Origin of the sequence: Collinsella aerofaciens, assembly GCF_040910325.1 — a bacterium.
Taxonomy (GTDB): Bacteria; Actinomycetota; Coriobacteriia; order Coriobacteriales; family Coriobacteriaceae; genus Collinsella; species Collinsella aerofaciens_BL.
Genome location: NZ_JBDGAV010000006.1, coordinates 79,300 through 105,943, shown reverse-complemented (window position 1 = coordinate 105,943; position 26,644 = coordinate 79,300). Strand labels below are relative to the sequence as shown.

Below are 26,644 nucleotides of genomic sequence, written 5' to 3'. Positions count from 1 at the left end.
ATGGCAAGCAGACCAGACTGCTTGTTCATCATGTCATCGACTTCCTGGTAGCTGTAGCCGCCCTCGCGCTGCAGGTAGCACACGGTGGCCGGGTCGATGGAACCACAACGGGTGCCCATCATCAGGCCATCGAGCGGCGTGAGACCCATCGTGGTGTCGCGGCACACGCCGTCCTCGATAGCAGCGAGCGAAGCACCGTTGCCCAGATGGCACGAAAGCAGGCGGTGGCAGCGCGAACCCAGGATCTCCTTGGCCATCATCCACTCATAGCGGTGGCTCGTGCCGTGGGCGCCGTACTTGCGCACGTGGTACTTGTCGCACACGTCCTTGGGCAGCGCGTAGGTGTAGGCGACCTCGGGCATGGTCATGTGGAACGAGGTGTCAAAGACGGCCACGTTGGGCAGCTCCGGATACTTCTCGCGGCAATATTCGATTGCCGCGGCCTCGCCGTAATTGTGCAGCGGAGCGAGCGGGGCCACCTCAAGGATCTTAGCCATAACCTCGTCGTCGACGACCGCGGAATCATCGAAGTGCCAGCCGCCCTGAACGATACGATGGCCAATGCCATCAATCGTAAAGTCGGTCTTCTCGAGCTCCTCGAGCACGCGAGCGATAGCAGAGCGATGATCGGGGAAAGGGACCTCCTCGGTCTGCTTGGCGCCACCGTTCTCGGAGTGGCCAAAGATGCCCATGTCCGAACCGATGCGTTCGCAGTTGCCCTTGGCGAAAACCTCGCGGGTATCGGTATCCAAAAGCTGATATTTAAGGCTTGAGCTGCCGGCGTTGACAACAAGTACGTTCATGAGACTCCTTTGCAGTGCAATACGGTCGACGCAGACCCCTTAAGGCGGCCGCATTTTAATAAGAAGTTATCACAACTTGATAAATAGCTATCAGGCATATCGCCCAACGAGCACAAAAGAGGGGCCGAACGGCGCTCGGTTGTCCAGCCCCTCCCCTCTTGCAATTACTTGCCGCTGACGATGCGCTCGACGTCGGAGGCGATCATGAACTCCTCATCCGTGGGGATGACGAAGATCTTGACCTTGGAATCCTTGGCGGACAGGCACCAAGCGCCGTCGCCGCGCAGGGCGTTACGAGCGTGATCCATCTTGACGCCCATAAAGGCCAGACGGTCGGCCACGCCAGCGCGGACAGCCGGAGCGTGCTCGCCGATGCCGGCGGTAAAGACCATGGTGTCCATGCCGCACATGGAAGTGGCCATCTCGGCGGCCTTGGCGGCAATCTTGTAGACGAACATATCGAAGGCGAGCTGAGCCTCGGGGTCACCGGCAGCGGCGAGCTCCTCAACATTGCGGCAGTCGTTGGTCTTGCCGCCGGTCACAGCCAGAAGGCCGGACTTCTTGTTCATCATCTCGTCGACCTCGTCGAAGGTGTAGCCGCCTTCGCGCTGCAGGTAGCACACGGTAGCAGGGTCGATGGAGCCGCAGCGGGTGCCCATCATGACACCGTCGAGCGGCGTCAAGCCCATGGTGGTGTCCATGCACTTGCCGTCCTCGATGGCGCACAGGGAAGCGCCGGAACCGATGTGGCACACGACGACCTTGCGGGCCTCGCCGTTGGTCATCTCGGCAACCTTCTTGGAGATGTAGCGGTAGCTGGTGCCGTGAGCGCCGTACTTACGGATGTGCAGCTTGTCGCAGACGTCCTTGGGCAGGGCGTAGGTCTTGGCGACCTCGGGCATATTGAAGTGGAAAGCAGTGTCGTAGACCGTGACGTTGGGCAGGTCGGGATACTGCTCGAGGCAGTACTCGATAACGTTGGCCTCGGGGTTGTTGTGCAGCGGGGCGAGCGGAGCGACCTCGCGGATCTTGGCGAGGACGTCCTCGTCGACGAGGGAGGAATCGCCGAAGTACCAACCGCCCTGAACGATACGGTGGCCGATGCCCTCGATCTTGACGCCGTTGGCCTCGAGGTCCTTCAGGACGACCTCGATGGCGACCTTGTGGTCGGGGAACTCGATGTTCTCGGTCACCTTCTTGGAACCGTTGGCAGCGTGAGTGAAGGTACCGCCGGTAAAGCAGACGCGCTCGCAGGAGCCCTTTGCGGACACCTTGTGGGACTTGGTATCGATGACCTGATACTTAAGGGTCGAAGATCCTGCGTTGACGACCAGAACGTTCATGTGTCTCCCTACTAACAGGCGGTGTGGCGCCGCCAGGTTACATACGCTTCAATAATAAACCCAAACGCCCTCGCGCTCGGGTTTATTGCGTTGATATATAAGTTATCGATGCCCAAATACTCATGGCCTTTGACTTGTAAGACGAAAGAGCGCGGGGATATACACCAAAGAAGATATCCCGAGCGCTACAAGCAATATGACTCGAATGCCCGCGATGCTGCTCAACGCAGCATTGAACAGATAGAAAAGGATGGCACCCACCGCCACCATCTGGCTTTGGACCGAAATCAGTGAACAGCGCATCGAAGAATCGACAGCATTTTGAAAAATTGAGTATTTTATTGGAGCAAATAACGAGTAAGCAACCGTCTGCAGTACATAGAACACGGGCAGCAAATAGACCGGAGTAAAGGGAATCAAAAACAGAGCAGTCAGGAAAAGGCGCACGATGCCGCAAATACGCGCAAAACGGCCCTTGTCGACATGAGCAATCACACTCGGCACAATAAGCCCCATGGAAGCCGAGGCAAGGAGCTGGACCGCAATGGTCACACCCGAAGCGACGGCATTCATTCCGCGACCCGCAAGCAGCAGTGAGAAAAAGTCTTCCAGGGCGACAAAAGCAAATGCCTGAGAGCAGTCCATGATGAACGCTGAACGAAGAATGCCGTTACGCGCAATAGCGGCACCGATCATCTTCGGGCTAATTCCACGCTTAGGTGTCGTTGCAGTGTCCCCTCTTCGCATCTCAGGAATGCAGGCAACGACAACCAACGTCAACACCATTGCGATGATATCTGCCGAAAGACCAATGAGATATGCACCGACAGACGAAATGAAACTGCCCACGCAAGCGGAGATGGCATAAGAGGCATAGAAAACAAATCGCTCAACGACATTAAGTCTTACGAGCTGGTCCTGAGAGACGCTGTCAATGTAGATCGCTTCTATGGATCCGCTCACACATGCAACTGCAAATCCTTTGAGAGCAAACGCGCCGATTAAAAGCAGAGGAGAACGGGCGAAAAGTAGGGCGGCGTAGTATCCAAGCATTCCCACGACGCCAACGAGACCGCTTGTCTTTCGTCCAAACCTGTCAGCAATATAACCAGTAGGAACCTCAAGAATGAACTTACTCACTTGGTATGCAATCATCATGCTAGAAATCGCTACCATCGAGAATCCGACGAATTCAAGAAAAACCGTCAGAAAATACAAAATGGTGCTGAAGTTCGACAGAAAAACGAACGTCATATAAAGCAAAACCGTACGGTTTTTCATGCTCCGCCCTCCAAGAGCCAATAGCCCAAACCGAAATCTTGGAAAAGCATGAGGGCAAAGCCGTCAGCCATGTGTTACAAGGCGTCAACATTCACTTGACGCCACGAGGCCAAATGGCCTCACGAAGCGAGATGACGCAATAGGTGAAGAAATACCGTCTGGTGTCGATCGGTCCAGGCATTTTGTCGATAGCAAAAATAGATGGGCAAGGCCACGTCATGCGAACCTTCAATGGAGCACTCGCTCACTTCCAGTCCATCTGTTGCGAGAGAAGAGCCAGAAAAACTCAATATCAATCCCCCGGCTTGAAGAAACTCAGTCTGCGCCCTGTTTTCGTATTCGACGTCGCGGAAGCGGAAATTAACCAGCTGAGCCTCGGGACATTGGTTGATTGCATTGAGACAGGGTGACAAATTAATGGGAACAGCCAGCCTGCCGCCCAGCAACTCACGAACGGTCATAGCACCCACAGATTGATGACCCGCTGGACACGAAAGAACCTTGAGCTCCTTTTCACCCAAGTATTTCGAAGAAAGGACACTATCCCTTGGTTCCTCAAATGAGATGGCCGCATCCGAAATGCCAAGCACAAGTGATTCAAAGCATGTGGCCGTTGGCTGATGCCAAACATCAAGGTGAATCTGGGGGTGCAAGCTTTCAAACGAGTCGTACCAGTTTTCGGAAAAAAGACGCCCCCGCCCGTGAAGGCAGGGGGCGTAAAGACGAAAGTGGCCATCGGGCGAGACGCCGTCGTCCCTTGATTGAGCGTACTTTTTGAGATCGTCGACTTGTGCCAGAATCACGCGTGCACGACGCGCAAATTCTCTGCCCGCCGGAGACAAAACAGCCTCCCCCGCCGATCGGTCGAGCAAAACAATCTGATACTCAGATTCCAACTTTTTTATTGCCGACGAAACGGCCTGCGGACTCACGTGAACAGCGCGAGCTGCTTTGCGCACGCCGCCATAGTTCGCTACCGCTTGAAGGTATTCGAGTTGAGAAAGCTGCATAGATTACTCCAAAGGCAGCCAAGTCGACGGCCTACGCGCCCTCAGATGAGGTTCTCGCCCAGGTTCTTGCCACCGAGAACGTGCATGTGGAAGTGCATGACGGTCTGGCCGGCATTGACGCCCTTGTTGGAGATGACGCGGAAACCGTCCTCCAGGCCCTTGGCCTTAGCGACCTCCTGGATGGCGTGGGCCATGGCGCCCATGGTCTCGGCAGGCACGTTGTCGGCGATGTCGCTGTAGTGCTTCTTGGGGATCACGAGCGTGTGGACCGGTGCCTGGGGGTTGAGGTCGTCGAAGGCGATGACCTGGTCGTCCTCATAGACAACGGTCGAGGGGATCTCGTGGTTGGCAATTTTGCAGAAGATGCAATCACACATGGCTGGTTCCTTTCTCACAGACCAAGGTAATTATATTTGGTCGGGATGGTTAGAACGAGAGGTTGTCGTCCGTGTTGGCGGCCTCGCCGTCGGCGAGCACGTCGTTGCCGTCGACGTCCTTCAGGAGCACCGAGACCTTCTGCTCGGCATCGGACAAGCGGGTGCGTAGGCTCTTGAGGAGCTCGACGCCGCGCGTGTAGCTCTCGAGCGACTCCTCGAGCTCCATATCGCCCGACTCCAAGCTGCGGATGATGAGTTCCAACTCCTGCGAGGCCTGCTTGTACGTAAGCTGCTCGACCGGGGTCTTCTCTGCCATATCTGTTTCCTTTCCTAAAGGTTTATCGCTGTGAAACGCGGCCTACTCGACCGTATCAACCGTTGCCGCCACGTTGCCGTCTGCCATGCGCACGCGTATGGCGTCGCCGGGCTTAAAGGTCTTGGCGCTCGTAGCCACCCCATCATCGCTGTACGCGATGGAATAGCCACGGGCAAGCACCTTGAGCGGCGACAGGGCATCGAGTGAGGCTGCCGCACGGCCCAGGTCGGACGCGGGTTTGCTGAGCATCGTGCGCCCCTGATGCTCCAGACGGGAACTCGCAAGCGTGAGCGCATGGCGCTTGCCATCGAGCCCCGAGGTGCTTGCAACCAGACGCTCGGGCAGGCGCTCAAAGTTGGAGCGGAATGTCCCGACCGAGCGAGCTATGGCGCCCGACAAGCGATCGGCAGTCAGTGCAAGCTCCGATTCGCGACGCTCGACCATAAATGTGGGGTCGTTGAGGCACGGGCGGCATGCGGCGGCATCGAGCGCATCGCCCAGACGGGCCGTATAGGTATCCCAGGCGCGGCGACCGCGCTGATCGAGCATCTCCAAATCAACCTGATTCGACCCAATCATCGATGCCATCGCGGCGCCAAGACGCTGATGGCGTGCCTCGAGCACATCTGCCAGCTCCGTCATAGCCGGCGCCACCGATTCGGCTGCCGCCGTGGGCGTGGAGGCGCGACGGTCGCTCACCATGTCGCAAATCGAGGTATCGGGCTCATGGCCAATGCCGGTCACCACGGGCACAGGACAAGCCGCCACCGCGCGGGCAAGCTCCTCGTTATTAAAGGTCATGAGGTCCTCGAAGGAACCGCCGCCACGCACGAGCAAAATGCAATCGGGCGCCGGCGTAATGGCAGCGGCGCGACGCAGGCCTTCAATAAGCTCTACCGGCGCACCCTCGCCTTGAACCTTGGCACCCACGCAGACAAGCTCGACGAGCGGGTTGCGACGGCGCAGCGTACGCTTGACGTCGTCGATCACGGCGCCCGAAAGCGAGGTGACGACCGCCACACGCGAGCAAAACACCGGAATGTGACGTTTGCGCGCCTCGTCCATCAGGCCCTCGCGACGCAGCTTTTCGGCCAACTGAGCCACCTGTTGACGCAGCAGGCCCTCCCCCGCCAGCGAGAACGAGCGGGCGACGAAGCTCATACGACCCGTAGGCTTGTAGAGATTGAAGCTACCCTTAAAGCTCACCTGCATGCCGTCGCGCAGATCGAAGGTGCGCTTAAGGTAGGCGCCCTTCCAGATGATGCAGTCGACGGCCGCCGAGTCGTCCTTGATTTGGAAGTAGCAGTGGCCGCTTCGGGCATTGGGACCGCGGAAACCCGTGACTTCGCCCAAAACGCTCAGCTGCGGAATGGCATCGAGCGCACCGGCGGCGATCTCCACCGCCTGGCTCACGCTGAGCTCTTTGCACTCCTGCTCGTCCGATCCGTCGAACTCGGCGGAAACGGTATTGCCGGTCAGATTCCAGCCAGCCACGCAGCCTCCTTTCGTCATCGTGCACACGGGCTCCGGCCCTGCGCAAATTCAAGTCCAACACATAGTACAGCGCCGCTGGGACACGAATCCCCGCGGCGCCTGCCTGTCCCGTTTGCTATCGGTTGGAGTTTCTGTTGTAGCGAGCCATCAGGTAGAGCAGCTGAATAATCGAGGTGAGCGCCGCCGCCACGTAGGTAAGCGCAGCTGCCGTCAGCACCTTCCTGGCACCGCTAACCTGCTTGGAACTCATGCCCGACTGCTCGATATACGCCACGGCGCGGCGACTGGCATCGATCTCGACCGGCAGCGTAACCAGCTGGAACAGCACGCTAAACGAGAAGAAGACCAGCGCGAGGGTCGTGAGCCCCGCGATGTTCATGAACAGGCCCATGAGCAGCACGATCGTCCAGGTGTTCTGGGTAAAGTTGACGACGGGGACTAAAGCGGTGCGTACCTTCATCATGGCGTAACCGCTTTGACGCTGGGCGGCATGGCCCGCCTCGTGGCAGGCGACGGCAACGCTTGCGACCGACCCGCCCGAACGGTTGGCATCCGACAGATACAGGTTGTTGTCCTGTGGGTTGTAATGATCAGTGAGCTCGCCGGCAACGCCCTTGATGCCCACGGCGCTACAACCGTTGGCATCGAGCATGCGGCGAGCGACCGTGGCACCCGCGTCGCCGTCCGAGCGAACCTTGGACCAGGTCTTATATGTCGAGTTGATATAGCTCTGCGCGGCAAGGCCAAGCACCGTGCAGACAAGAACAACCAGCAGGTACAGCGGGTCAATGCCAAAGCCGTATCCATAGTAATAAGGCATGCGAATTCCTCCGAATCGAGTTACACGTTGGAGGCATTCTACCCATTCGACTGACCAGCAAATCAACATCGATGTTTTGGCAATGTCAGCGAAAACGGCCGAGAGCGAGCAAGGTGACGTGAAAGAGAAGCGACGCGTACTTTGGTACGCGAGCGACGATTGAACGTCAGATTGCCGCTCTCGGCCGTTTGCAGCGTCGAGCTGTTACGCGGTTTGGCAAAACCGCGTAACTATATACCTATAGCAATTCAATTTTGCCATCTTTGACCGTCAACCCCATATTGCCCGAGAGCAAATCGTCCAGGCGCGAGCCCACGAGCTCAAAGCGCCAGCCTTCGCGCAGGGGGCTCTGCTCGGGATGCTCAATGTAGTCGGCCAGGTCATCGCGCGAGGCAATGACCGAGGTCGCCACGCCCGAACGCTCGGCAACCAGGCGAATGAGCGCATACATCAGGTCCGTCACGCTCTCCAACTCCGGCGAAATCTGACGGTGCCCGCGCACCATGAGCGGCAGGCGATCGTGCGGGCAGCTCGCACCGCGCTTAATGGCCATGAGCGCGCCGTCCACGTCGCGCTCCCCCAGCTGATCGGTGCCGCGGATGCTGCGGAACTCCTCAACGCGCACAGGATTGCGCTTGACGAGCGCCAGCAGCGTATCGTCGGACATGACCCACTTGCGTGGGATGTTGCGGCGCTCGGCGCGGTCCTCGCGCCAAGCGGCAAGCTCGCGCGCGATGCCCAGCTGATGGCGGCTACACGAGTTGATGCGCTTGACCTTGCGGAATGCCTCATGGCGGTCGGCGCGGTAGTGCGACTCGTCGGCCAGCGGACGCAACTCGTCGAGCACCCAGTCCACGCGGCCCAGCTCACGCAGGCGGCTCATCATCTCGGTATAGGCGACAATCAGGTACTTGACGTCATCGATCGCGTACTCGATCTGTTTATCGGTCAGCGGGCGGCGCGACCAGTCGGTCAGCGACTCGGTCTTAGGCAATGAAACGCCACAAAACGTCTGCACGAGTGCGCCGTAGGAAATCTGCTGGCGCTCACCCAAAAAGGCGGCGGCCACCTGCGTGTCAAAAATGGGACGCGGCAGCACGCCCACGGTATGGAGCATAACCTCCATATCCTGCGAGCAGGCGTGAAACACCTTGATCACGCTCTCATCGCCCATAAGCTCGGCGAGCGGCGACAGGTTGTCGATCACCAGAGGATCGACCGCGACGCTCTCGGCAGGGGTGGCGATCTGAACCAAGCACAGGCGCGGGTGAAACGTGCGCTCGCGCAAAAACTCGGTATCGACGGCAATCGCGTCGAACTCGCGGGCGCGCTGGCAAAAGTCGAGCAGAGCCTGATGTGTGGAAATGTACATATCAACCCATCGAATAAGGTTAGGCCCGAAAAACACGGGTAGGATATCGGCATTGCCTTACAACTATACTCGGTTAGTCACAGAACGGGAACGTAAGTATGCGCTGCCTTATCATCCACAACCCGGCATCGGGCCCCAGCTCAGATGAAATCTACGCGTTCGCGCACGCCCTCGCGCAGGGCGGCGACGAGATCGTGATGCGTTTTATCGGCGATGGCATGGAACCCGAGGACGCCGTGGCAGACGTGCGCGAGTTTGATCGCGTGGTCGTTTCGGGCGGCGACGGCACCGTCTCCAACGTGCTCGACCAGATGCGCGGATGCGGCGTCCCCACGCTCGTCTTCCCCTCCGGCACGGCCTGCTTGTTCTTCAACAACATTGGCAATGCCCCCGAGGCCGCGGCGCTTGCCAAGGCCTGCCGCGCCGGTCGCACGGTCAAAGTGGACATGGGCGAGCTCTTTTGGCTCGACGAGAACGGCAACGAAAAGCGCCACGGCTTTATCATCATCGCCGGCTCGGGCTTCGACGCCGAGATCATGATGAAGGCCGCCCCCGCCAAAAACGACATCGGTGAGATCGCCTATTTCCTGTCGGCGCTCGCCACACCCAACCCCACGGTGGCGCACTTTACGATTGAGCATGACGGCATTGTCGAGGAGCTCGATGGCATCTGCTGCATGGCCGGCAACACCTCGGTCATTCAAAACGACATCAACCTGTTCCCCGATTGCCGTATGAACGACGGCATGGTCGACATCGCGGTCATCGAGCCCGTAAAAACCGTGCAGCTCCTCCCGACCGTGATCACCGCCGCACTCGACCCCGCCGGCAAGGTGCTCGGCCGCCCGCAGTTCAAGATCATCCAGACCAAAGAAGCCAAGATCACCTGCACGCCGTCGCTGGGCATGCAGTTCGATGGCGAGATCATCTCCAGCAACTCGGGCGTCTTTGGCGCCCGCGCACTTCCGCAATGCCTCGACCTCATCGTCGACGAATTCTCCCCACTCGGAAAATAGGAGGACCCCATGAACGACACTCCCCTGCCCGGCTTTATCGTCATTGTTCTGGCCATGCTCATCGGCTATGCGATCAACGTGATCCACCGCCGGAAGAAGTAATTCCACATTGGTATGATATTCATCCAATTATCGTCTCCCCCGTTGTTTATGCATTTGCCAAACAGCGGGGGATTTTTCTTTGCGCCCCGTGCAAGGCGCTTTATTCAGGTACAGTAATTGCAGGGTGCCTTTATTTAAGTAAAGCTACAAAATGAGTATTCTTATCCGCTCATCGCATATTTTAGGACGCTCATCGAGTATTTCATCGAAATAGATGAATACTTCTTAGACTTCCGATAGGCTAATGGATGTATTTATTAGCTGAGATTCCGCACAGTTTTGCGGGGTCTCAACAGTTGGGAGGGATCATGAGGTTTACTCATCCTGTCAACACGCTCAAAAAGCTCGGCTGCGGCCTTGCGTTTGGAGCAGCGGCCATCATGGCCATGCCGACTTCGGCGCTCGCCTGCACCCAGATCTACATGGGTAGCAAGCTCACGGCAGACGGCAACACGTACTATGGCCGTTCCGAGGATTTCGGTCCGCGCTATGTCAAGCACTTTGGCATTGAGCCCGCACACAAGGACGGCAACGAGTACACATCGGTCGAGTCCGGTTTTGAGTACAAGTCCAAGGGCGCAACCTACCGCTACACTTTCGTTCGCGACAACCCCTCGCAGTGGGAAGATCGCTACGACGCATATTCCGAGGCCGGCATCAACGAGAAGGGCGTCTCCTGCTCTGCCACGTTGAGCACCTCCTATAACGAGAAGGCCGAAGAGGCCGACCCCATCACCGAGGAGACTGGCATTGGCGAGTACAGCTATGCCAGCGTCATCCTGGGCGAGAGCGCCACGGCCCGCGAGGGCGTCGAGCTCATCGGCAGCCTGATCGACGAGCAGGGCGTCTGCTCCAACGACCAGATCATCATCGCCGACAGCACCGAGACCTGGCTGTTCGCCGCGCTTTCCGGCCATCAGTGGATTGCCATGAGGCTCGCCGATGACATCGCCTCGCTCAACCCCAACATCGGCAACCTCACCTATGACGTCGACCTCGACGACACCGAGAACTGTCTCCATTCCGATGGCATCGAGTCCATGCCTAAGGAGAAGGGCTTTGCCGAGTACACTGACGGCAAGTTCGACGTCGCCAAGACCTACGGCGAGGAGATCGGCGAGGCCGGTATGCACCAGTGGTCGCGCTATATCCAGGGTCGCGATTACTTCATGGCCCCGCTGGCTGAAGGCACTGACTACGAGATCGTCAAGGACGAGCGTGAAGACGCTCGCGCCACGACCGGCGCCCTGGTCCACGAGATGCAGCCGCTGTTCTTCCAGCCCGGCAAGTCCGACTGGAACACCTTTGAGATGATCCGCAGCTTCGCTGCTCGCGGCGAGAATGTCGCCGGTCTCAACGCCAACACCGACGGCGCCTATGCTATCGGCTCCAACCGCAACACCGAGATTCACACCTTCCAGATCCGCCACGGCATGGACCCCGAAATCGCGACCATCCAGTGGGAGATGCTCTCCAACGCCGAGTTCTCCGTCGCTATCCCCCTCTACTCCGCACTGCTCACCGAGGTCAGCCCCTACTTCAGCGATCAGGATGTCTCCTTCGATCACTGCGAAGAGGAAGACGTTGTAAACAACGAGGAGCCCAAGAACTCCATCAACTACGTCCTCATGGACATCAACACGCTCGCCTATGAGAATCGCGATCACTGCGCTACCGGCGTCCGCGCCTACCTCGACGCCCTGCAGAAGGAGCTCATCGAGCAGAACCTGACCGTCGACGAGGCCATGCAGGCCGCCGAGAACACCGAGGCCCGCACCGCCCTGGCCAACAAGGCCGGCAAGGCTGCCACCAAGAACACCTACCTCAAGTGCAAGGCCATGCTCGAGGAAATGCGTGACTACCTCAAGGAGGGCGACTTCTCCGAGGAGTTCGTCCCGAGTGACTACGATGCCGACAACGACTGCCTAGTCGAGTCCATCACCTATGCCGACGAGGCCCTCTCGGATGAGGATGTAGCCGAGCCCGAAGTCGAAGAGGAAAAGGCCACCGAGGAGAAGTCCGAGGGCAACAACATGGCCGCCATGGCCGTTGGCGCCGTCGTCGTCATCGGTGTCTGCGGCTTCGTGCTCTATCGTCGCAAGAAGGCCTAAGACCCTCACGTCCTAAGGGAGGGCAAGACGGTGCGAGCGGTCTTGCCCTCCTGACCCGTTATCTGACCGGTGGGAAACACCGCGGGAAACACTGCTGAAATCTTTTCAAAAAAGATTTCCCCGCACACACTTTGCTGTGCTATAGTGCAGCGCAACAGCAACTAGGTGCGACCGCGCCATGGCATCACGAAAGGAGCCACCAACATGAAGAACACGATGAAGTCTCTCAACAACTGGTGGTGGCGTGATGCGAATACGATCGGTCGACAGTGAGTCCCTCACGCCTGTTTTTGCGCTCTAGGTGATTGGAAGGCCTCCGGTTTCGACCGGGGGCCTTTTTCTATCTCGAGCCCAATCGCATTCGCATCACGCGCCTCCGCTTTCTTCTCTTGCACTTCCCTTCCGAAAGGATTTTCACCATGTCTCAGAACACCACCACCGCCCAGCCCCGCACCGTCCAGACCGCCGACCGCGGCAAACTCGACGTCCGCGCCCTCGTCTTGCTCGCCATCCTGCTTGCCGCCGGCTTCATCCTCAACTTCACCGTCGGCAAGGCCATCTCCGGCATCTCGGGCGGCATGATCAGCCCCGAGTTCATCATCTCGGCCTTCTGCCTTACCATCCTGGTCGTTCGTCCCAACATTGGCCAGGCGCTCATCATCGGCCTCATCTCGGCTGCTGTAATCCAAATCACCACCACCTCGCCGTTCGTCGATTTTGCCGCCGAGGGCATCGCCGCCATGCTCATGGCCCTCATTGTCAACGCTGCTGCCAAGGACGGCCAGGTTAAGCCCGCCGTCGCCATCGTCGCAACGTTCGTGACCACCTTTGTCTCGGGCGTCATCTTCATGGTCATCAAGATGGCCATGCTCGGCGTGGTGGGCGAGCTCGCCGCTGCCATGCTGCCCGTCGTCGCTATGACCGCCGTGTTTAACGCCATTCTGGTCGGCGCTCTCTATCTGCCCATCCAGAAGGCCCTGAAGCTCAACTAACCCGCTCGGCTTTACGAGCCACCCTATCTCGGCGTTCATTCGTCGCTCGCGTACCCAAGTACGCTTCGCTCCTCTTTCGCGCCAACCTGGGGCCCCTCGTAAAGCCGTCTCCGTGCTTCACCACCAAAGACCGTCCCAAACAACGAGCTTTTTTGGGACGGTCTTAAACAACTAGTCATGTAAGAACGTCCCCGATGACTATGAAAGGTATCCATGGAAACGATCATCAACGTCGACGATGTCTCGTTCTCCCGTGGCACGCAGACCGAGCAGGCGCTTAAGCATATCTCGCTCGGCGTGAACAGGAGAGATTTTATCGGCATTATCGGGCCTTCGGGCGCCGGCAAGTCCACACTTGCCGCCTGCCTGTCGGGAGCCGTACCCCACCATTACACCGGCACGTTCTTTGGCTCCGTCACTGTCGACGGCAACGACACCTGTGAAGTTTCGCTCACCGATGTGTCGCAGATCGTCGGCAGCGTGTTGCAAGACATCGACACGCAAATGGTCGCCTCGGTCGTCGAGGACGAGATGCTTTTTGGCCTGGAGAACTTTGGCGTTCCGCACGACCAGATCGAGCAGCGCGTGAGCGAGACGCTCGAGACCGTCGGCATCAGCGACCTGCGCGACCGCGAGATCGCCACCCTCTCAGGCGGCCAAAAGCAAAAGGTTGCCATCGCCGCCATCCTCGCTATGCGTCCGCGTGTGCTCGTGCTCGACGAACCCACCGCGGCGCTCGACCCCGCCAGCTCCACGCTGGTCTTCGAGACCCTACGCGAGGCCAACCGCGCACTCGGCATCACCATCGTCGTCGTTGAGCAAAAAGTCGCCCTGCTTTCGGAGTATTGCAACCGCGTGTTCGTGCTCAATCATGGCGAAATCGCGCTACAGGGCGAGCCGCACGAGGTCTTCGCGCACGCCGATGAGCTCCGCGCCATCGGCGTCGATTGCCCGCGCGTCACGCGCATTTTCAACAGCCTCGAGGCCGATGGCCTGGCCAGCGGCACTCCCTGTTTGGATGTTGATGAGGCCGAGCGCCTGATTACGGGCATCGTCGACCCCGCACACGCAAGCAGCGACGTTCAGGCACCCGCCGGCTCACCGCACGCACCGTCGTTGCGCCCGCACGCCAAGGACGCCGAACCCGTGCTCACCTTCGATCACGTTGAGTTTGCCTATCCCAATGGCGGCGCCGCCGTCCACGACCTCAACCTGACCCTCTATCCCGGCGAGCTCGTGGGCATCGTCGGTCAAAACGGCGCCGGCAAGACCACGCTCACCAAGCTGCTCACAGGCCTGCTTAAGCCCGCCTCGGGCAGCGTGCGCGTCACGGGACTGGATACCGCAGCCGTTCCCACAAGCCGCATCGCCCGCGAAGTCGCAACCCTCTTCCAAAACCCCGACCGTCAGATCTGCAAGGACACCGTGCTCGACGAGGTCGCCTTTGGCCTGGAGCTTGCCGGCATCGACCGTGCCGAGGCGCTGCGTCGCGCCCAGCTCGTCATCGACCGCTTTGGCTTGCCGGCCGACGAGGCGCCCTTCTCGCTCTCGCGCGGTCAGCGCCAGATGGTGGCACTCGCCTCCGTCGTGGTCGTAGAGCCCAAAATCGTGGTGCTCGACGAGCCCACGAGCGGCCTTGACTACCGCGAGTGCATGACCGTGATGGAAACGGTGCGCACCATGGCCGAGCGCGGCTGCGCTGTAATCATGGTCTGCCACGACATGGAAGTCGTCTCCGACTTTGCCGAGCGCATCGTAGTCATGGCCGACGGCCGCATCCTCGAGCGCGGCCGCACGCACGAGCTGTTCTCGGACATCGAGCTCATGCAGCGCGCCTACGTTGAGCCGCCCCAGGTCATAGAGCTTTCTCGTCGCCTGGCATCCTCCGTCTCTCCCGCCTTTGCACAGGTGAGCGAGGTCACCGATATCGTTCGCATTACCGAGGAGATGGTCCACCGTGGTTAACGTCATCGACTATATGCCGGGCGATACGCTGCTGCATCGTCTGAACCCCGTCGTCAAACTGGGCCTCGCCGCCGCCATCATCATCGGCATCTTTTTGTCCGACACCTACGTGGCGCTGCTGGGCTTTTTGGCACTCACCCTTGCACTGGGTGCCTATGCCGGCGTCGTCGACCGTCTGCTCTCGCTGCTCAAGTTGCTGATTCCGCTCGCGCTTATCATGCTGGTGCTCCAGTTGGCCTTTATGCGTGATGGCAACGTGGTGTGGGGTTTCATCACCGACACGGGCCTCATTACCGGATCGAAGGCCTGCCTGCGCCTGCTGGGCGTGGCGCTGCCACTCATCCTCATGCTCATGGTGACCAAGCTCAACGACCTCGCCAACGCTTGCGTCGAGGTGCTGCACGTGCCATATCGCTATGCCTTCACCTTTACCACGGCGCTGCGTTTTGTGCCGGTATTTGGCCAGGAAATGAACGCCATCATGGAGGCGCAGACCGCACGCGGCGTCGAATACGACACTAAGAATCCCGTCAAGAAACTCAAACTCATGCTGCCGCTGTGTGTGCCGCTGCTTATCTCGAGCGTGGGCAAGACCGATGCCACCGCGCTTGCCGCCGAGCAGCGCGGCTTCTATCTGCGTACGCGCGCCAGCTCGTACAAGCGCTACCCCATCAAGGGCCTAGACATCGCCGTACTCATCATCAGCATCGCCCTCATCGCCACCGGCTTCCTGTTCTAGCACTCGCTGGCAGCAACCGGCAAATGCAAAAGGCCTCGGCTCGCACCAAACGAGCCGAGGCCTTTACTGTTTTCCCAGATAATACCTGTCAAAATAAACCTGTCCCTTTTTGGCAGGTCGAGGGCTACAGGCGGTAGGGGACGCCGCTGCGAATGATGGACTCGCGCACCAGGACATCCATCGCATCGAGGGTGATCTCGGGCATCTCGCGATACTTCTGCAACACCGAAAGCTCCGTGCAGGCCAGGATGACGCGGTCGCAGCCGCTGCGGGCGAACTCCCACATCACGCGGTCGAACTTATCCATATCGGGTTCGCGCCCGGCCTTCACATCGTCGTAAATGAGCGACATCACGTCGGCCTGACGCTTTTCGCTGGGATAGACGACCTCAACGCCCGCGGTCTCACATTCGCGCCCATAGACGTCTGCGCCCACGGTACCGTCGGTGCCCATGATGCCGATCTTGTGCACCGGCTCGGCCGGCATGCTCAGGTTTGGATCGAACTCGCACTCCCCCATCACCGCGCCGGCCAGAGCATAGCGCACCGACTCGCGCGGCATGTGGATAATCGGCACCTTGGTAAACGACTGAATCTGATCGTAGAAGTAGTGCGACGTGTTGCAGGGAATCGCTATGTGCGCGCAGCCCAGCGTCTCGAGCGCCTGAGCGCACTCCTTCATGGTCGCCAGCAGCTCGGCATGCTCACCGGTCTTGATGGCCAGCGTGCGGTCGGGCATGGTCGACTTGGAAAGCACCACCATGTCGATATGCTCCTGGTCGCACGTAGCCGCCGTATGACGTACCACCTGGTCGTAGTAATACGACGTGGCCTCGGCGCCCATGCCGCCGATAACTCCCAGCTTTTCCATCGCCGCCTCCTTGGTGACGCCCCGCAATTTCGCGTATCATACCCGCGCCCACCCGATACATACCGGACGGGCGCCACGCTCGTCTACTTGTAATACGTCTTGAACAGCTTAAAGTGGCGCAGCTTGGTGTGCCACATGCGCAACCAGCGGTTAAAGACAAAATCACCCTTCATAAACGAAGGATCGGCGGCCTTGCCCTCCTTGGCCAGACGATGTGCCTTCGCACGCAGCTCGGGGTCCTTGACATACTTGTCAACGACGCCCATAGGAACAACCATCCACAGAGCCTCATCCTGCGCCGTCACAAATTCCGGCTCAAACGGGCGGTTGAGCACATACTCGTCCACCACATACTTGGCAACGTTAAAGCCGCTGTTGGTTACGTAGTAGTTGCTGCGGCCCTGGCGGGTGTTGAAGTCAAAGAACTTAAACGAGCCATCGCGCTCGTCATACTTGACGTCAAAGTTGGAATAGCCCACAAAGTGAAGGTCCTCGAGCAGCTTGCGCACGCCACCCATAAGCTCATCGTTGGGCTCGGTGATGATGCAGGCGTGATTACCGACGCCATGGGGCTGATGCTCCTCGAGCAGCACGTGACCAAGGCACATCATGCGAACCTTGCCGTTGCGATCAGAATAGCTGGTGAGCACGCGCATGTACTCGTCGTTGCCGGGCACGCGATCCTGCAAAATCAGGTCATCGGTGTAGCCACTGGCATAGGAATCGCGGATAACCTGCTCCAGCTCGGCGCGGTCGGCAATCTCATAAGCCTTCTTCTGACCCTCGAACTCATGCTGCCACCACATGATGCCGTCGGAAGGCTTCAAGATCATCGGGTAGGGGAAGTCAATCTGGTCGAGCACCTCGGCAGGCGCCTCTCCTTGCGTGTTGAGCATCTGCGCAGTAAAGGTAAACGTATGCGGATAGGGCACACCGTGCTTCTCGCACAGCTCGTAGAAGATCTCCTTCTTCTGGCACTGCTCAAGCATGCTATAGGGCGCGTAAGGCGCAACGATGTTATCCGCCAGCTCGTTGGCATCCTTGGCCTGAGCCACCAGGGCAACATAGTTATCGCCGCAGCCCATCAGAACAATCGTCTTGTCGGCATGAACTCGAGCGATACCGTTGACGGTCTTAAGCATCACGGGCATGGTATCGATATCCACGTTGGGCGTGTAATCGATAATTTGGCTGCGATACGCGGGGCCGGTCTGGTACTTGCCAAAGACCAGGCTCTTAACCTGATACTCCTCGTAGAAAGCGCGCGCCACCGAATACGCGTTGATGTCGCCGCCGAGCAGCACGGGGATAAACTCGCGCTCTGTAAACTGCAATGCCATGGAAACTTCCTATCTAGAACTGCCCACACGACGGGCGGTCTTTGTGCAACTGATTTATTCTAGCGTGCCGAGCCGCCGGCACCCAAAGCTCCACCGTATCTATGGCAATCGGCGTAATTATCAGCACGAAGGCGGCAATCACCGGCGTACGACAACGGGCAATGAACCCACCGTTGTTATAGGATTCAGCATATTGCCCGCCCCGTCGAAAGGTGCACCGTGCCCCAGGCTCATCCGATCAACAACCCCATCATTGACGCCGCAAAGCGCGAACTTGCGGATCGTGCCCAGACGGCAGCTCCCCTACGCACCGCAAACGATGCTTACAACGGGCCTGCCCGCATCGTCTCAATCAACACGTCGGAGCACAAAGGCACGCGTAAGTCACCCGTCGCCGACGGGCACGACACCGTCATCGAGCAGTTTGGCCTCGCCTCCGATGCGCACGCCGGGCATTGGCACCGTCAGGTCTCCTTTTTAGCTGCAGAGTCTATCCAGACGGCGCAGGCGCGCGGGCTCGATGTGCACGAGGGCGACTTTGGCGAGAACTTCACAACCCAGGGCATCAACCTGCTCTCACTCCCCTTGGGCACGCAGCTCAAGATTGGCAACGAAGTACTCGTCGAAATCAGCCAGATCGGCAAAGTCTGCCATACCCGCTGTGCCATCTACTATCTCGCCGGCGACTGCATCTTCCCCCACGAGGGCATTTTTGGCGTCGTGCTGCAGGGCGGAGAAGTCCATATCGGTGACGACATACAGATGGTCAAGCTTGGTGACGGCACCTGTTCGTTTACGCCGGCTGAGGCGCTCCAAGAGGTGGAGCAGGCTCGCCGCGAAGGAACCCTATAGTTGCAAAACCCCACGTTGAGGTAGTTTTTGCAGCCAAGAATTCAGTTACAACAGGGTGCCGTAACGTTAAAGTTGAACTCTATGGTTTCTCAACAATTCACCATTCCCGCAGGTCAAGGCTAAAACCTCAAGTTCAACTTGACCCTTTAGAACCTTTAAGGTTCAAGTTGAGGTCGAAAGCAGTAGTAGAATACACCTCGACCAATAACCTACGATTGATTGCAGAGGGACTGGATGCAGCATTCGAACCATCGCACCGCAGCGCTCATCGCGTCGAAGCCGGCTCGTATCATCACGAGCGCCGCGCTCGCCGTCGCGCTGACGGCCACGCCGATGCTCTCCCCCGTCGCGGCCTATGCCGCCTCGCAGGCAACGCAGGATCAGCTTTCCGCCGCCCAGAAAAAGATCGAGGACGCCACGAGCGCCTACAACGACGCCCGAACCAAGCTCGAGGATCTGCAAAAGCAGATCGACTCCAATGAGGCGAACATCGATAAGATTGAGGCCGAGCTACCCGAGCAGCAGGCCAAGGCAAGCTCCGCCATGCGCGATCTGTATAAGTACCAGAAGGGCACCAGCCCCATCGTGAGCTTCCTGGTGAACACGCAGAGCTTGGGTGACTTTATCACCACCTGCAAATACACCAACCAGATTACGAGCTCGAGCGTCGACGAGATCGAAGAGCTTAACAAGATGCAGACCGAGCTCGAGCAGAACAAAACCGCCCTCGATCAGGCCAAGTCTCAGCTCGAGGGCGAGCAAAAGAATGCCGAGGATGCACTGGCGCAGGCTCAGCAGCTCCGCAGCGAGGCGCAGGCAAAGGCCGAGCAGGAAAATGCTGCCGAGCTGGCAAAGCTCGAGGCCGACAAGGCCGCTGCCGCCGAGAAGATCTCGGGCGAGGGTGTAAGCGGCAACAACTCCAACAGCCAGGCCAACAACGCCAACACCACCATCGACACCACGGTGAACAGCTCGAATAGCGGTAACTCCGATTACGACTCGTTCATTAACGAGTGGACGAGCCGCATCGATAACTACCTTGCCGGCTCCCCCATGGCAGGCCAGGGCTACAACTTTGCCGTCGCCGCCTGGAATACCGGCGTCGATCCCCGTTGGTCCCCCGCCATCGCCTGCATCGAGAGCAGCAAGGGCCTCTATTGCGCCGGCTCCTATAACGCCTGGGGCTGGAGTGCCCGCGGCGGTGGTTGGCGTAGCTTTGGTAGCTGGAGCGAGGGCGTCTCCGCCCACGTTGCCTACCTGGGCGCCAACTATGGTTCCACGCTTACTCCGGCAGCCGCCAAGAAGTACTGCCCGCCCACGTGGCAGGACTGGTACAACAAGGTCGCCAATCAAATGAACCGTATTTAAGTGCAACTGCAAAGGGGCCCCAAACGGGGCCCCTTTTCGATTCTCTAGGAGACGATACCGGTCGCGTTGCCGATAACAACGACGACGCACATGACGGCAAACATAAACCCGAGCGCCTTGAACCATAGTTCGACAAAAGCACTCCCCCGATACCGACCGAGCACGGGAAAACGACGTCGAAGCCTACGCCGGTCGAGCATTCCGAATGTAATGAGCAACACCAGGCCATCGACCATAAAGAAATACTCAAGCGCCAAAAACCACGTTGGATAGTTTCGGTTTTCGCCCGTTGGCGTAAATACCGCAAAATGGCTGCCCATCAGCAGCAACAATGTTGTCGCATAGACGCATCCATTCCATATGCGCCCCACGGGCTCGGGGATACGCGAGAGCAGACGCACACATTTGGATGTCACGGGAGAGACGATCGAACGCCGGCTTGCAGAAGACGGAAGCGTGAGGGCAACCGGCTGCTGTACCCGCTGCACCTGTGGCACCGCGGCCCGGGGCACGCTGGCAGCAGAAAAGGTCACGGGCGACGGTGCAGGGAGACATAGCTCATATGCCGCACGCGCAGCATGCCCCAGTGCCTTTGCACTCGCAAAGCGCTTAGCGGGATCGAGCGCCATCGCCATGCAAATCACATCCGCCAGCGGAACGGGAATGCCATGCGCCTCGCATTGCTCGCGCATGTCACGCCCAGGCTTGGGGTCAGTTCCCGTCAGGCAAAAGAACAGCAGCGCGCCAAGCGCGTAAATATCGCTGCGGACGCTCGTTTGCCCAAACCCAAACTGCTCGGGCGGCGCATAGGAACGCGTGCCAAACTTGACGGTGTCGGCGTCGGCGCCATCGCGCCAAACGCGCGCAATTCCCAGGTCAATAATCACCAGCGAGGAAAAGGTCATGCCGGCATCGGTCGCGTATCTCACGCCCGATACGATGATGTTCGAGGGTTTAAGGTCGCGGTGGATTACCGGCATCCCCGGCTCCCCCGCAGCTGCAAAACCAGCATGCAGCTCGCCCACCGCTTCACACAGAACGGGATACAGCCCGCGGGCATAATCGGGCGTCGTCCCCAAGCGTCCCACCAGGGCCTCGAGTGTCTCGCCTTCGACATACTCCATCACCACGTCAAGCTCGTCGCCCACACGGCGGCAATCGACGATTCGGGGCAAGTGCTCAAAACGACGACCGGCGCGCTGGGCCGCAAACAGGCGCTCATATGCTCCGCCAATCTGCACCGAAGCATCGATGCGCTTGCGGACAAAGGGACCGAGAGACCCGCCGCCAGAGCCCTCAAAATAGACGAGTTCGGTCGTCTCGACATCCGAGCACTTGAGCACGCGCTCCACACGATAGCTGTCATCGCGGTCGAGCGACGCCAAATGCTCGACAAGTGAAGCAGTCAGCTCGTCATCGGAATATGTTGGGCTCTGAGTATCCATGGTGCCCATCATAACGCAGGGTGCGGACACCCCATGGTGTCCGCACCCCGATCGTTTGCATGGCTGCTCTGGTGACACCGCCGGCTCAGCCATCGACCACTAACTCACCGTTTCCTCGCCAAAGCGATATAGCTCTTCATTGACCTTTTGGAGGCTACAGCCACGGTCGATGCAAAAGATAATGATTGCATCGCGACGGTCCTTACAGTTGAGGACGCTCACTCCGGCAGCCGTCAGAGCGCGGTTGGTCTCCTTCATCGACAGCGCCATTGCAAAGGCAATCTGCAGCACCTTATTGCGACTCGGATGCCGCGCACCGGTAAAAATCTGATAGCCAAAGGTCTCGTTGAGGTCGGCCATACGCACCACACGCGAGCGCTCGAGCCCCTTCTCTTGCAGCAACTGCTTTAAGTAATCCGAAAGCGACGGGGCGGCAAAGTCGTGCTCTTTGATATAGCCATCGATGTTTGGCGCGTCGAGGAGTTCATTGAGTAACTCGTCCGTCAGCTTTTTATTGGGCATACGACCTCACCTCCCATACGGCGCAACGGTAGCGACATGTTAGGCCAGCACCCAGCTTGCAGCAGCAGACTTATCAAACACGTTGGCAAAATAGAGAGCCTTCTTGATGTCACCATCAAAGTAGATATTGCCCGCCACGGAGCCACCGGCGGCAAGGGTACCAGACTGCAGCTCATCGGAACCCTCGCTGTAATAACCCTGGTTCTGCTGCGCACCGTTGGCGTCCTCGCCCTTCCAGTCGTAGATATTGTAATCTGCGCCCTCATCGCCATTGTTGACGTACGTGACGTGAATACCCGTCATGGTCGAACCGTCATAATTTGTAAGGCCGGGCTGGACGGAATCGACGACGACGGAAAGGCCAGCAGTCGTGGTCACCGTCGTGCCAACAGCCAGGTCAGTCGTAGGCTGCTCTTCCTTCTTCGTCTCTTCCTTCTTGTCGCCATCGCCGGCATCCTCGGTGACGGTCGCCTTATCGCTACCGCAACCGGCAAGAAGACCGGCAGTCCCCAAGGCAACAGTGGCGAATGCGCCAAGTGCAGCGCGACGGCTCAGCAGCACTTCGTTTTCGAGCTTATTCATCATGCATCCTTCCTACGATCCGGCTACCGCGCCGGCACACAGCACATCGTAGAAGGCAGCGAGCTCAAATTCATTAGCTGGGAGCTAATGGGGGTTTGTAAGCCAGATTGGTACTGGATTGAGAAGATGCCTGTTCAGATGGAGCGGTGATTGAGGCTGCAGCTTGATACCAAAGCGCCCTTTCCGCGCCTCTGGCCGACGTTAGCCGCACCCCTCTCACCTGCAAGATGCCCATGAGGGGGGGCTGCCCGTCGAAGATAGCGCGCGCATGGTGTTCGACGATTCCGTCGCCCCGCTATCGAATAAAAGGTATGGTCCTAAGATCACTCAGGCAATAAAGCAATAGCGCTGCGGTATATCTCCCCGTGCTTTAAGTCGGCATCAGCCACCTCAGGCAAGCGATTCAAATCACGGCACCCCTATGCCAGCTCGCGAAGCCTCCCGAGCGCCAGCCTGAACCACTCCAGATCGTCCTTATCAGGCACGCTATCGTACTTCCAGTGCGTTATATAGCGCCACCGAGAGAAGACGCCGCTGCCCAGAAGCCCAACGTCGTCTATGGTGTCTATGTCCTCTCGCAGTCCTTCGGCCGTACCGGAGCGCGGATATGCCCCGGCAAAGGCCTCGCCACAGTCCATGTGCCAACCCAGGCCGAACATGTCATGGGCCAACGCGTGGAAGTCGCGGGTGGGACCGTCCAGCGAATCCTCGAAGCGCTTAACGAACCTGCACAGGTCATCACCGTAAGCCCCGCCGAACAAATAAGGCTCAATCACGTCCTTGCCGCGCAAGGCCTCTAACCACTCGGTCGGAATGCCCTCGTATCCGTACAGGATGCCGGCCAATCCACCGGCCACGCAAGCCGTGGTGTCGGTATCGTCGCCCAGGTTCACGGCGGTCAGTACGCAGTCGCGGTAGTTGTCGGTATGTTCTAGGCACCAGATGGCGGCGTGGTAAGTATCCCACACGTAACCGCCGCTGGCACCAGCTCTGTCCTCACTCTCGCAGCCGGCGTGCCCGCTGTAAAGCACCTCGCGGGCATAGGCGATCATGTCCACGCAGGCCTGGCAGCAGTCGTCGGTAGCGTGGGTGATCGCGCTGACCTCCCTTATGTCGCAGTCGGAGCATTCCATAAACACCATAGGCAGGCAACGCATGAGCGAGCCGTTGCCCTTGCTGTATTCGCTTGTGAGCCCGCAACCCGTATCGAGCGCCTGCCTGGTGGCGTTGCCGTAGTCGAAGACGTTCCCGTCGGCGGTGTATGCGCCTTCGTTTATCCAATTGCGGAACTTGACGAGGATATCGTCGCAATTGATATCGCCCAGCTCGCGGTAGCTGTCGCACAGCGCGAGCGCCATGGACGTGTCGTCGCTCCATGTGCCCGCAGGCTGGTTGTGCGTGCCGCGGCCCACCATGTCCGTGCAGGTAAAGCTGCCGCGCGGCCTGAACTCGTAGGGCACGCCGAGCGCATCGCCCACGGCCATGCCGTACACGCAGTCCCTCACCGTCCGTAACAAGCCCATGGCGCGCACCTAGTTCCAGTTCATGCCGAACTTGCGCGAGCAAAGCACGTCTTTCCAGTGACTCTCGCGCTCGCACACCTCGGCGGTGGTCATCTTGGTGTCGCACACCTCTAGAATGGAGTAGGTGAAGTTTTCCATGATGTACCCAGTTCCGTGCTCGGCCACGATGGCCTTGAACTCCTTGTTGCCGCCAGTCGGGTCCATGGGGTTGGCATAGGCGCTCCAGCGCTGCCAGATACCCAAGTCCGCGCCCGCGTCCTTCTTGCTGTCGCCCGAGGCCGAACCCACGTAGAGTTTCCCCGTCGCGGTGTCGGTGATGCAGTAGACGCCCTTCACGTTGTCCAGCGCCCAGTACCAGTCGGAGCCCACGCTGGCGATAACGGCCTGCAAGGTCTTGTGGTCGATGCACACGTACTTGTAGCCAGGAAAAGGGGCAACGTTGCCCAGGCTCATCGAGTACTCGTACACTACGGGCTCGAAGTCGTGCATCGTGTTCTCGTAGAACTTGTTGTAGATGTCGCGCCCGATAGGCTTCTTCAACTTGATGATGAGGCGCTTGATGTAGGCCTCGTAGTCGGGAAGAAGCGTCAACTTGTAGCCCACGCCGCCCAGCACCTCGGGTACTGCCTTCTCCACTTTGTGCATGCCGCCGAAGATGAAGTACTCGGGCCCGTAGGTGTAGTACTGTGCGAACGAGAGTAGGTAATCCGCATGGTTGAGGTTGTTATTCGCTTGTCCCGTCGCGCTCCTCCACGCGTTCATCTCGTACCATCGCGAGCCGCTATCGGTCTTCTCGGGGGTCGAGGTGTCCTTCAGCAGCATGTCGTACGCGCGCACGTTCACGTCGCCAGCATTCATGTTGAATTTGATCTTTGTCTTCTCTGGGTGCGCCACCGGCATCAAATCCCTGAGCGTTATAACAGCATTTCCCATGTTAATTCCGCCGTTTCAGTTTGAAAAGCCTGTAGGTCGAATCATACCACTCGCTTTCCAGACGAAAATTAGCGCTCGGCTAACCGCTCTGCTGTTGTCGTTTCTTATGGCGAAGAAGAGCACGAAGCCGATAAGCCCCGCGCCCGTGTTTATGCCTTGTTTGGCGATTGTTCGTGATGTGCCCGCACGGCTATTTTTGGTGAATAATCCGAAAGTAAGGAAGATAAGTGCGAATCATCCACGCCACCATCCGTCTCGCCCGCACTCGGGCAATACGCAGTGCCCGCTCCTGATCGGCCGTCCCTAGCGCCGGCGCGAACTCTTAGATGGCGTCTTTTGCGCTCATCACCTTGCGGAAGACGGTCGCGTCCTGCTTGCCGATGGGAATCGCGATCTTCTTGCCGCCCGCGCGTCGCACTCCGTCTTGAACAACATGTCCCATCCGCCCCCTCGCCTCATCCTCAAAAGGCTCGTCGAAGCCTAGCCCACCGTGACGGATTCCCCGGTAAAGGTGCTAACGAGCAGCAAAACAAAGAACACAAGGTAGCCGATGCTCAACAGGTAGGCGGTAACCAAAAAGACAATCCATCCCACATCGGTCTTGCCGTCGGCACGACGTTGCTCGCGATTGCGGCAGAGCCAAATCGTCACGCCAATAGCCACAATCAGCAGCACGAGCGCCGCTGCGGCCAGCCCGGCAAGCACAAACATCAAGCCAACGCTCACGACGATGACCGGAATCAGCAGCAAGCCACACCCGCATCCACCCGGACTATACACGGCAGTCTGTCGGCGTCGTTCCATCGTCACTCCAACCTCAATATCTTTGAGCACTACAACGCAACGGCCCGCTGAACGGGAACAATCTTATCCAGCTCCGGCTCGATGCGCCTCTTCTCTGCCTCGAGGTCAAACGCCATCTGAGCGCGAAGCCAATAGCCATCCGTTAGGCCAAAGTAGCGGCAAAGGCGAAGATCGGTGTCAGCCGTAACACGACGCCTTCCCAAAATAATCTGCCCAATACGCTGTGCCGGAATTCCGGTCTCCTTAGCAAGGCGATATTGAGAAATGCCCATAGGAACAAGAAATTCCTCTTTGAGAAGTTCACCAGGAGTCACCGGCGACAGCAAATCGGGCGCGGTCTCATCACTTGTGATAATCGACGATTTCGACATTCCAAGCCATCCCCTGTCTCCACTCAAAACAGACCCGATAGCGCTCATTAACACGGATGCTATATTGACCAGCGCGATCGCCCTTCAACGCTTCAAGACGATTGCCTGGCGGAACGCGAAGATCATCAAGCGAAGCGCAGATCTGCAGTTGGCGAATCTTCCTCAAGGCGACCCGCTCAAAAGGAATGAACTTCCTAATCCGCACACCCATTGCGAAGCGTTCAGTGTCTTCATCTTTATATGATGCAATCATAGTATCGCCTTACGTTAATAACGTCAAACGTTTCTATAG

General features: G+C 58.7%; 26 protein-coding genes. 7 read left to right on the top strand and 19 right to left on the bottom strand.

All coding sequences use genetic code 11. The annotated features are described in order from the left end of the window. The 9 genes from AB5Z25_RS04155 to rnd form a co-directional block, all read right to left on the bottom strand. Window positions 1–803: acetate/propionate family kinase (locus AB5Z25_RS04155; protein WP_368134873.1), on the bottom strand; the 803-nt coding region annotated here is incomplete at its 3' end. Window positions 804–967: 164 nt separating this feature from the next. Continuing rightward, window positions 968–2,146 carry an acetate/propionate family kinase gene (locus tag AB5Z25_RS04150; RefSeq protein ID WP_368134872.1) on the bottom strand — a complete coding sequence of 393 codons (1,179 nt, stop codon included), beginning with the start codon at window positions 2,144–2,146 and terminating at the stop codon, window positions 968–970. Window positions 2,147–2,266: 120 nt separating this feature from the next. Further along, entirely contained in the window at window positions 2,267–3,427 is a 1,161-nt protein-coding gene (locus AB5Z25_RS04145; protein ID WP_368134871.1) for an MFS transporter, read from the bottom strand. Between the two features lie 119 nt (window positions 3,428–3,546). Next, a complete protein-coding gene (locus AB5Z25_RS04140; RefSeq protein ID WP_368134870.1) occupies window positions 3,547–4,437 on the bottom strand; it encodes a LysR family transcriptional regulator in 891 nt (296 codons plus the stop codon). Between the two features lie 41 nt (window positions 4,438–4,478). Then, window positions 4,479–4,814: a histidine triad nucleotide-binding protein gene (locus tag AB5Z25_RS04135; protein ID WP_035137921.1), complete on the bottom strand. Its 336-nt coding sequence runs from the start codon at window positions 4,812–4,814 to the stop codon at window positions 4,479–4,481. Between the two features lie 49 nt (window positions 4,815–4,863). Continuing rightward, window positions 4,864–5,130, bottom strand: a complete 267-nt coding sequence (gene xseB, locus AB5Z25_RS04130) for an exodeoxyribonuclease VII small subunit (protein WP_006234311.1) — start codon at window positions 5,128–5,130, stop codon at window positions 4,864–4,866. A 42-nt stretch (window positions 5,131–5,172) separates the two neighbouring features. Then, window positions 5,173–6,624: an exodeoxyribonuclease VII large subunit gene (xseA, locus tag AB5Z25_RS04125; RefSeq protein ID WP_438265589.1), complete on the bottom strand. Its 1,452-nt coding sequence runs from the start codon at window positions 6,622–6,624 to the stop codon at window positions 5,173–5,175. Between the two features lie 115 nt (window positions 6,625–6,739). Continuing rightward, window positions 6,740–7,444 (bottom strand): zinc metallopeptidase, encoded by a 705-nt coding sequence (locus AB5Z25_RS04120; protein WP_368134869.1) that lies wholly within the window; start codon window positions 7,442–7,444, stop codon window positions 6,740–6,742. A 238-nt stretch (window positions 7,445–7,682) separates the two neighbouring features. Then, complete coding sequence (rnd, locus tag AB5Z25_RS04115) at window positions 7,683–8,816, bottom strand: ribonuclease D (protein WP_349128576.1); 1,134 nt, start codon at window positions 8,814–8,816, stop codon at window positions 7,683–7,685. A 98-nt stretch (window positions 8,817–8,914) separates the two neighbouring features. Here rnd and AB5Z25_RS04110 point away from each other — a divergent pair, with 98 nt between their 5' ends. The 5 genes from AB5Z25_RS04110 (at window position 8,915) to AB5Z25_RS04090 (ending at window position 15,741) form a co-directional block, all read left to right on the top strand. After that, window positions 8,915–9,832 carry a diacylglycerol/lipid kinase family protein gene (locus tag AB5Z25_RS04110; RefSeq protein ID WP_349128577.1) on the top strand — a complete coding sequence of 306 codons (918 nt, stop codon included), beginning with the start codon at window positions 8,915–8,917 and terminating at the stop codon, window positions 9,830–9,832. A gap of 410 nt (window positions 9,833–10,242) precedes the next feature. Next, window positions 10,243–12,045 (top strand): C69 family dipeptidase, encoded by a 1,803-nt coding sequence (locus tag AB5Z25_RS04105; RefSeq protein ID WP_368134868.1) that lies wholly within the window; start codon window positions 10,243–10,245, stop codon window positions 12,043–12,045. Between the two features lie 419 nt (window positions 12,046–12,464). After that, complete coding sequence (locus tag AB5Z25_RS04100) at window positions 12,465–13,037, top strand: hypothetical protein (protein WP_368134867.1); 573 nt, start codon at window positions 12,465–12,467, stop codon at window positions 13,035–13,037. A 213-nt stretch (window positions 13,038–13,250) separates the two neighbouring features. Further along, window positions 13,251–15,002 (top strand): ABC transporter ATP-binding protein, encoded by a 1,752-nt coding sequence (locus tag AB5Z25_RS04095; RefSeq protein ID WP_368134866.1) that lies wholly within the window; start codon window positions 13,251–13,253, stop codon window positions 15,000–15,002. Further along, a complete protein-coding gene (locus AB5Z25_RS04090) occupies window positions 14,995–15,741 on the top strand; it encodes an energy-coupling factor transporter transmembrane component T family protein (RefSeq protein ID WP_343007023.1) in 747 nt (248 codons plus the stop codon). The genes AB5Z25_RS04095 and AB5Z25_RS04090 overlap by 8 nt, the downstream gene beginning before the upstream one ends. A 124-nt stretch (window positions 15,742–15,865) precedes the next feature. On the opposite strand, the gene AB5Z25_RS04085 is transcribed toward AB5Z25_RS04090, so the two are convergent. Further along, window positions 15,866–16,612: an aspartate/glutamate racemase family protein gene (locus AB5Z25_RS04085; RefSeq protein WP_368134865.1), complete on the bottom strand. Its 747-nt coding sequence runs from the start codon at window positions 16,610–16,612 to the stop codon at window positions 15,866–15,868. 83 nt (window positions 16,613–16,695) lie between these two features. Continuing rightward, window positions 16,696–17,952 carry a carboxylate--amine ligase gene (locus AB5Z25_RS04080; RefSeq protein ID WP_368134864.1) on the bottom strand — a complete coding sequence of 419 codons (1,257 nt, stop codon included), beginning with the start codon at window positions 17,950–17,952 and terminating at the stop codon, window positions 16,696–16,698. A gap of 219 nt (window positions 17,953–18,171) precedes the next feature. Between AB5Z25_RS04080 and AB5Z25_RS04075 the strand changes: the two genes are divergently transcribed. After that, window positions 18,172–18,804 carry an MOSC domain-containing protein gene (locus AB5Z25_RS04075; RefSeq protein WP_349128583.1) on the top strand — a complete coding sequence of 211 codons (633 nt, stop codon included), beginning with the start codon at window positions 18,172–18,174 and terminating at the stop codon, window positions 18,802–18,804. A 234-nt stretch (window positions 18,805–19,038) separates the two neighbouring features. Next, window positions 19,039–20,172: a coiled-coil domain-containing protein gene (locus AB5Z25_RS04070; RefSeq protein ID WP_368134863.1), complete on the top strand. Its 1,134-nt coding sequence runs from the start codon at window positions 19,039–19,041 to the stop codon at window positions 20,170–20,172. 44 nt (window positions 20,173–20,216) lie between these two features. Here the strand turns inward: AB5Z25_RS04070 and AB5Z25_RS04065 are convergent, their stop codons facing one another. The 8 genes from AB5Z25_RS04065 to AB5Z25_RS04030 all read right to left on the bottom strand — a co-directional run bounded on the left by AB5Z25_RS04065 (window position 20,217) and on the right by AB5Z25_RS04030 (window position 26,605). Beyond that, window positions 20,217–21,617: a serine/threonine protein kinase gene (locus AB5Z25_RS04065; RefSeq protein WP_349128586.1), complete on the bottom strand. Its 1,401-nt coding sequence runs from the start codon at window positions 21,615–21,617 to the stop codon at window positions 20,217–20,219. A 99-nt stretch (window positions 21,618–21,716) separates the two neighbouring features. Further along, window positions 21,717–22,139 carry an XRE family transcriptional regulator gene (locus tag AB5Z25_RS04060; protein ID WP_368134862.1) on the bottom strand — a complete coding sequence of 141 codons (423 nt, stop codon included), beginning with the start codon at window positions 22,137–22,139 and terminating at the stop codon, window positions 21,717–21,719. Window positions 22,140–22,178: 39 nt separating this feature from the next. Further along, window positions 22,179–22,724 carry a DUF4352 domain-containing protein gene (locus AB5Z25_RS04055; RefSeq protein ID WP_368134861.1) on the bottom strand — a complete coding sequence of 182 codons (546 nt, stop codon included), beginning with the start codon at window positions 22,722–22,724 and terminating at the stop codon, window positions 22,179–22,181. 416 nt (window positions 22,725–23,140) lie between these two features. After that, window positions 23,141–24,244, bottom strand: coding sequence for an ADP-ribosylglycohydrolase family protein (locus AB5Z25_RS04050; protein ID WP_349128591.1), 1,104 nt, complete (start codon window positions 24,242–24,244; stop codon window positions 23,141–23,143). A gap of 9 nt (window positions 24,245–24,253) precedes the next feature. Continuing rightward, window positions 24,254–25,177 (bottom strand): GIY-YIG nuclease family protein, encoded by a 924-nt coding sequence (locus tag AB5Z25_RS04045; protein ID WP_368134860.1) that lies wholly within the window; start codon window positions 25,175–25,177, stop codon window positions 24,254–24,256. A gap of 480 nt (window positions 25,178–25,657) precedes the next feature. Beyond that, on the bottom strand, window positions 25,658–25,981 hold the full coding sequence (locus AB5Z25_RS04040; protein ID WP_349128594.1) for a hypothetical protein: 324 nt from the start codon (window positions 25,979–25,981) through the stop codon (window positions 25,658–25,660). A gap of 29 nt (window positions 25,982–26,010) precedes the next feature. Beyond that, window positions 26,011–26,352 carry a HigA family addiction module antitoxin gene (locus AB5Z25_RS04035; protein WP_343007032.1) on the bottom strand — a complete coding sequence of 114 codons (342 nt, stop codon included), beginning with the start codon at window positions 26,350–26,352 and terminating at the stop codon, window positions 26,011–26,013. After that, on the bottom strand, window positions 26,324–26,605 hold the full coding sequence (locus AB5Z25_RS04030) for a type II toxin-antitoxin system RelE/ParE family toxin (protein WP_271744584.1): 282 nt from the start codon (window positions 26,603–26,605) through the stop codon (window positions 26,324–26,326). The genes AB5Z25_RS04035 and AB5Z25_RS04030 overlap by 29 nt, the downstream gene beginning before the upstream one ends. Window positions 26,606–26,644: the final 39 nt, after the last annotated feature.

What these genes read in the sequence shown, in the direction of transcription:
- AB5Z25_RS04070 (WP_368134863.1), top strand. Translation starts at nt 19,039, where the DNA reads ATGCAGCATTCGAACCATCGCACCGCAGCGCTCATCGCGTCGAAGCCG.
- AB5Z25_RS04150 (WP_368134872.1), bottom strand. Translation starts at nt 2,146, where the DNA reads ATGAACGTTCTGGTCGTCAACGCAGGATCTTCGACCCTTAAGTATCAG.
- AB5Z25_RS04145 (WP_368134871.1), bottom strand. Translation starts at nt 3,427, where the DNA reads ATGAAAAACCGTACGGTTTTGCTTTATATGACGTTCGTTTTTCTGTCG.
- AB5Z25_RS04120 (WP_368134869.1), bottom strand. Translation starts at nt 7,444, where the DNA reads ATGCCTTATTACTATGGATACGGCTTTGGCATTGACCCGCTGTACCTG.
- AB5Z25_RS04045 (WP_368134860.1), bottom strand. Translation starts at nt 25,177, where the DNA reads ATGGGAAATGCTGTTATAACGCTCAGGGATTTGATGCCGGTGGCGCAC.
- AB5Z25_RS04085 (WP_368134865.1), bottom strand. Translation starts at nt 16,612, where the DNA reads ATGGAAAAGCTGGGAGTTATCGGCGGCATGGGCGCCGAGGCCACGTCG.
- AB5Z25_RS04095 (WP_368134866.1), top strand. Translation starts at nt 13,251, where the DNA reads ATGGAAACGATCATCAACGTCGACGATGTCTCGTTCTCCCGTGGCACG.
- AB5Z25_RS04080 (WP_368134864.1), bottom strand. Translation starts at nt 17,952, where the DNA reads ATGGCATTGCAGTTTACAGAGCGCGAGTTTATCCCCGTGCTGCTCGGC.
- AB5Z25_RS04100 (WP_368134867.1), top strand. Translation starts at nt 12,465, where the DNA reads ATGTCTCAGAACACCACCACCGCCCAGCCCCGCACCGTCCAGACCGCC.
- AB5Z25_RS04135 (WP_035137921.1), bottom strand. Translation starts at nt 4,814, where the DNA reads ATGTGTGATTGCATCTTCTGCAAAATTGCCAACCACGAGATCCCCTCG.
- AB5Z25_RS04030 (WP_271744584.1), bottom strand. Translation starts at nt 26,605, where the DNA reads ATGATTGCATCATATAAAGATGAAGACACTGAACGCTTCGCAATGGGT.
- AB5Z25_RS04035 (WP_343007032.1), bottom strand. Translation starts at nt 26,352, where the DNA reads ATGTCGAAATCGTCGATTATCACAAGTGATGAGACCGCGCCCGATTTG.
- AB5Z25_RS04040 (WP_349128594.1), bottom strand. Translation starts at nt 25,981, where the DNA reads ATGGAACGACGCCGACAGACTGCCGTGTATAGTCCGGGTGGATGCGGG.
- AB5Z25_RS04050 (WP_349128591.1), bottom strand. Translation starts at nt 24,244, where the DNA reads ATGGGCTTGTTACGGACGGTGAGGGACTGCGTGTACGGCATGGCCGTG.
- AB5Z25_RS04110 (WP_349128577.1), top strand. Translation starts at nt 8,915, where the DNA reads ATGCGCTGCCTTATCATCCACAACCCGGCATCGGGCCCCAGCTCAGAT.
- AB5Z25_RS04055 (WP_368134861.1), bottom strand. Translation starts at nt 22,724, where the DNA reads ATGATGAATAAGCTCGAAAACGAAGTGCTGCTGAGCCGTCGCGCTGCA.
- AB5Z25_RS04065 (WP_349128586.1), bottom strand. Translation starts at nt 21,617, where the DNA reads ATGGATACTCAGAGCCCAACATATTCCGATGACGAGCTGACTGCTTCA.
- xseB (WP_006234311.1), bottom strand. Translation starts at nt 5,130, where the DNA reads ATGGCAGAGAAGACCCCGGTCGAGCAGCTTACGTACAAGCAGGCCTCG.
- AB5Z25_RS04105 (WP_368134868.1), top strand. Translation starts at nt 10,243, where the DNA reads ATGAGGTTTACTCATCCTGTCAACACGCTCAAAAAGCTCGGCTGCGGC.
- AB5Z25_RS04060 (WP_368134862.1), bottom strand. Translation starts at nt 22,139, where the DNA reads ATGCCCAATAAAAAGCTGACGGACGAGTTACTCAATGAACTCCTCGAC.
- rnd (WP_349128576.1), bottom strand. Translation starts at nt 8,816, where the DNA reads ATGTACATTTCCACACATCAGGCTCTGCTCGACTTTTGCCAGCGCGCC.
- AB5Z25_RS04140 (WP_368134870.1), bottom strand. Translation starts at nt 4,437, where the DNA reads ATGCAGCTTTCTCAACTCGAATACCTTCAAGCGGTAGCGAACTATGGC.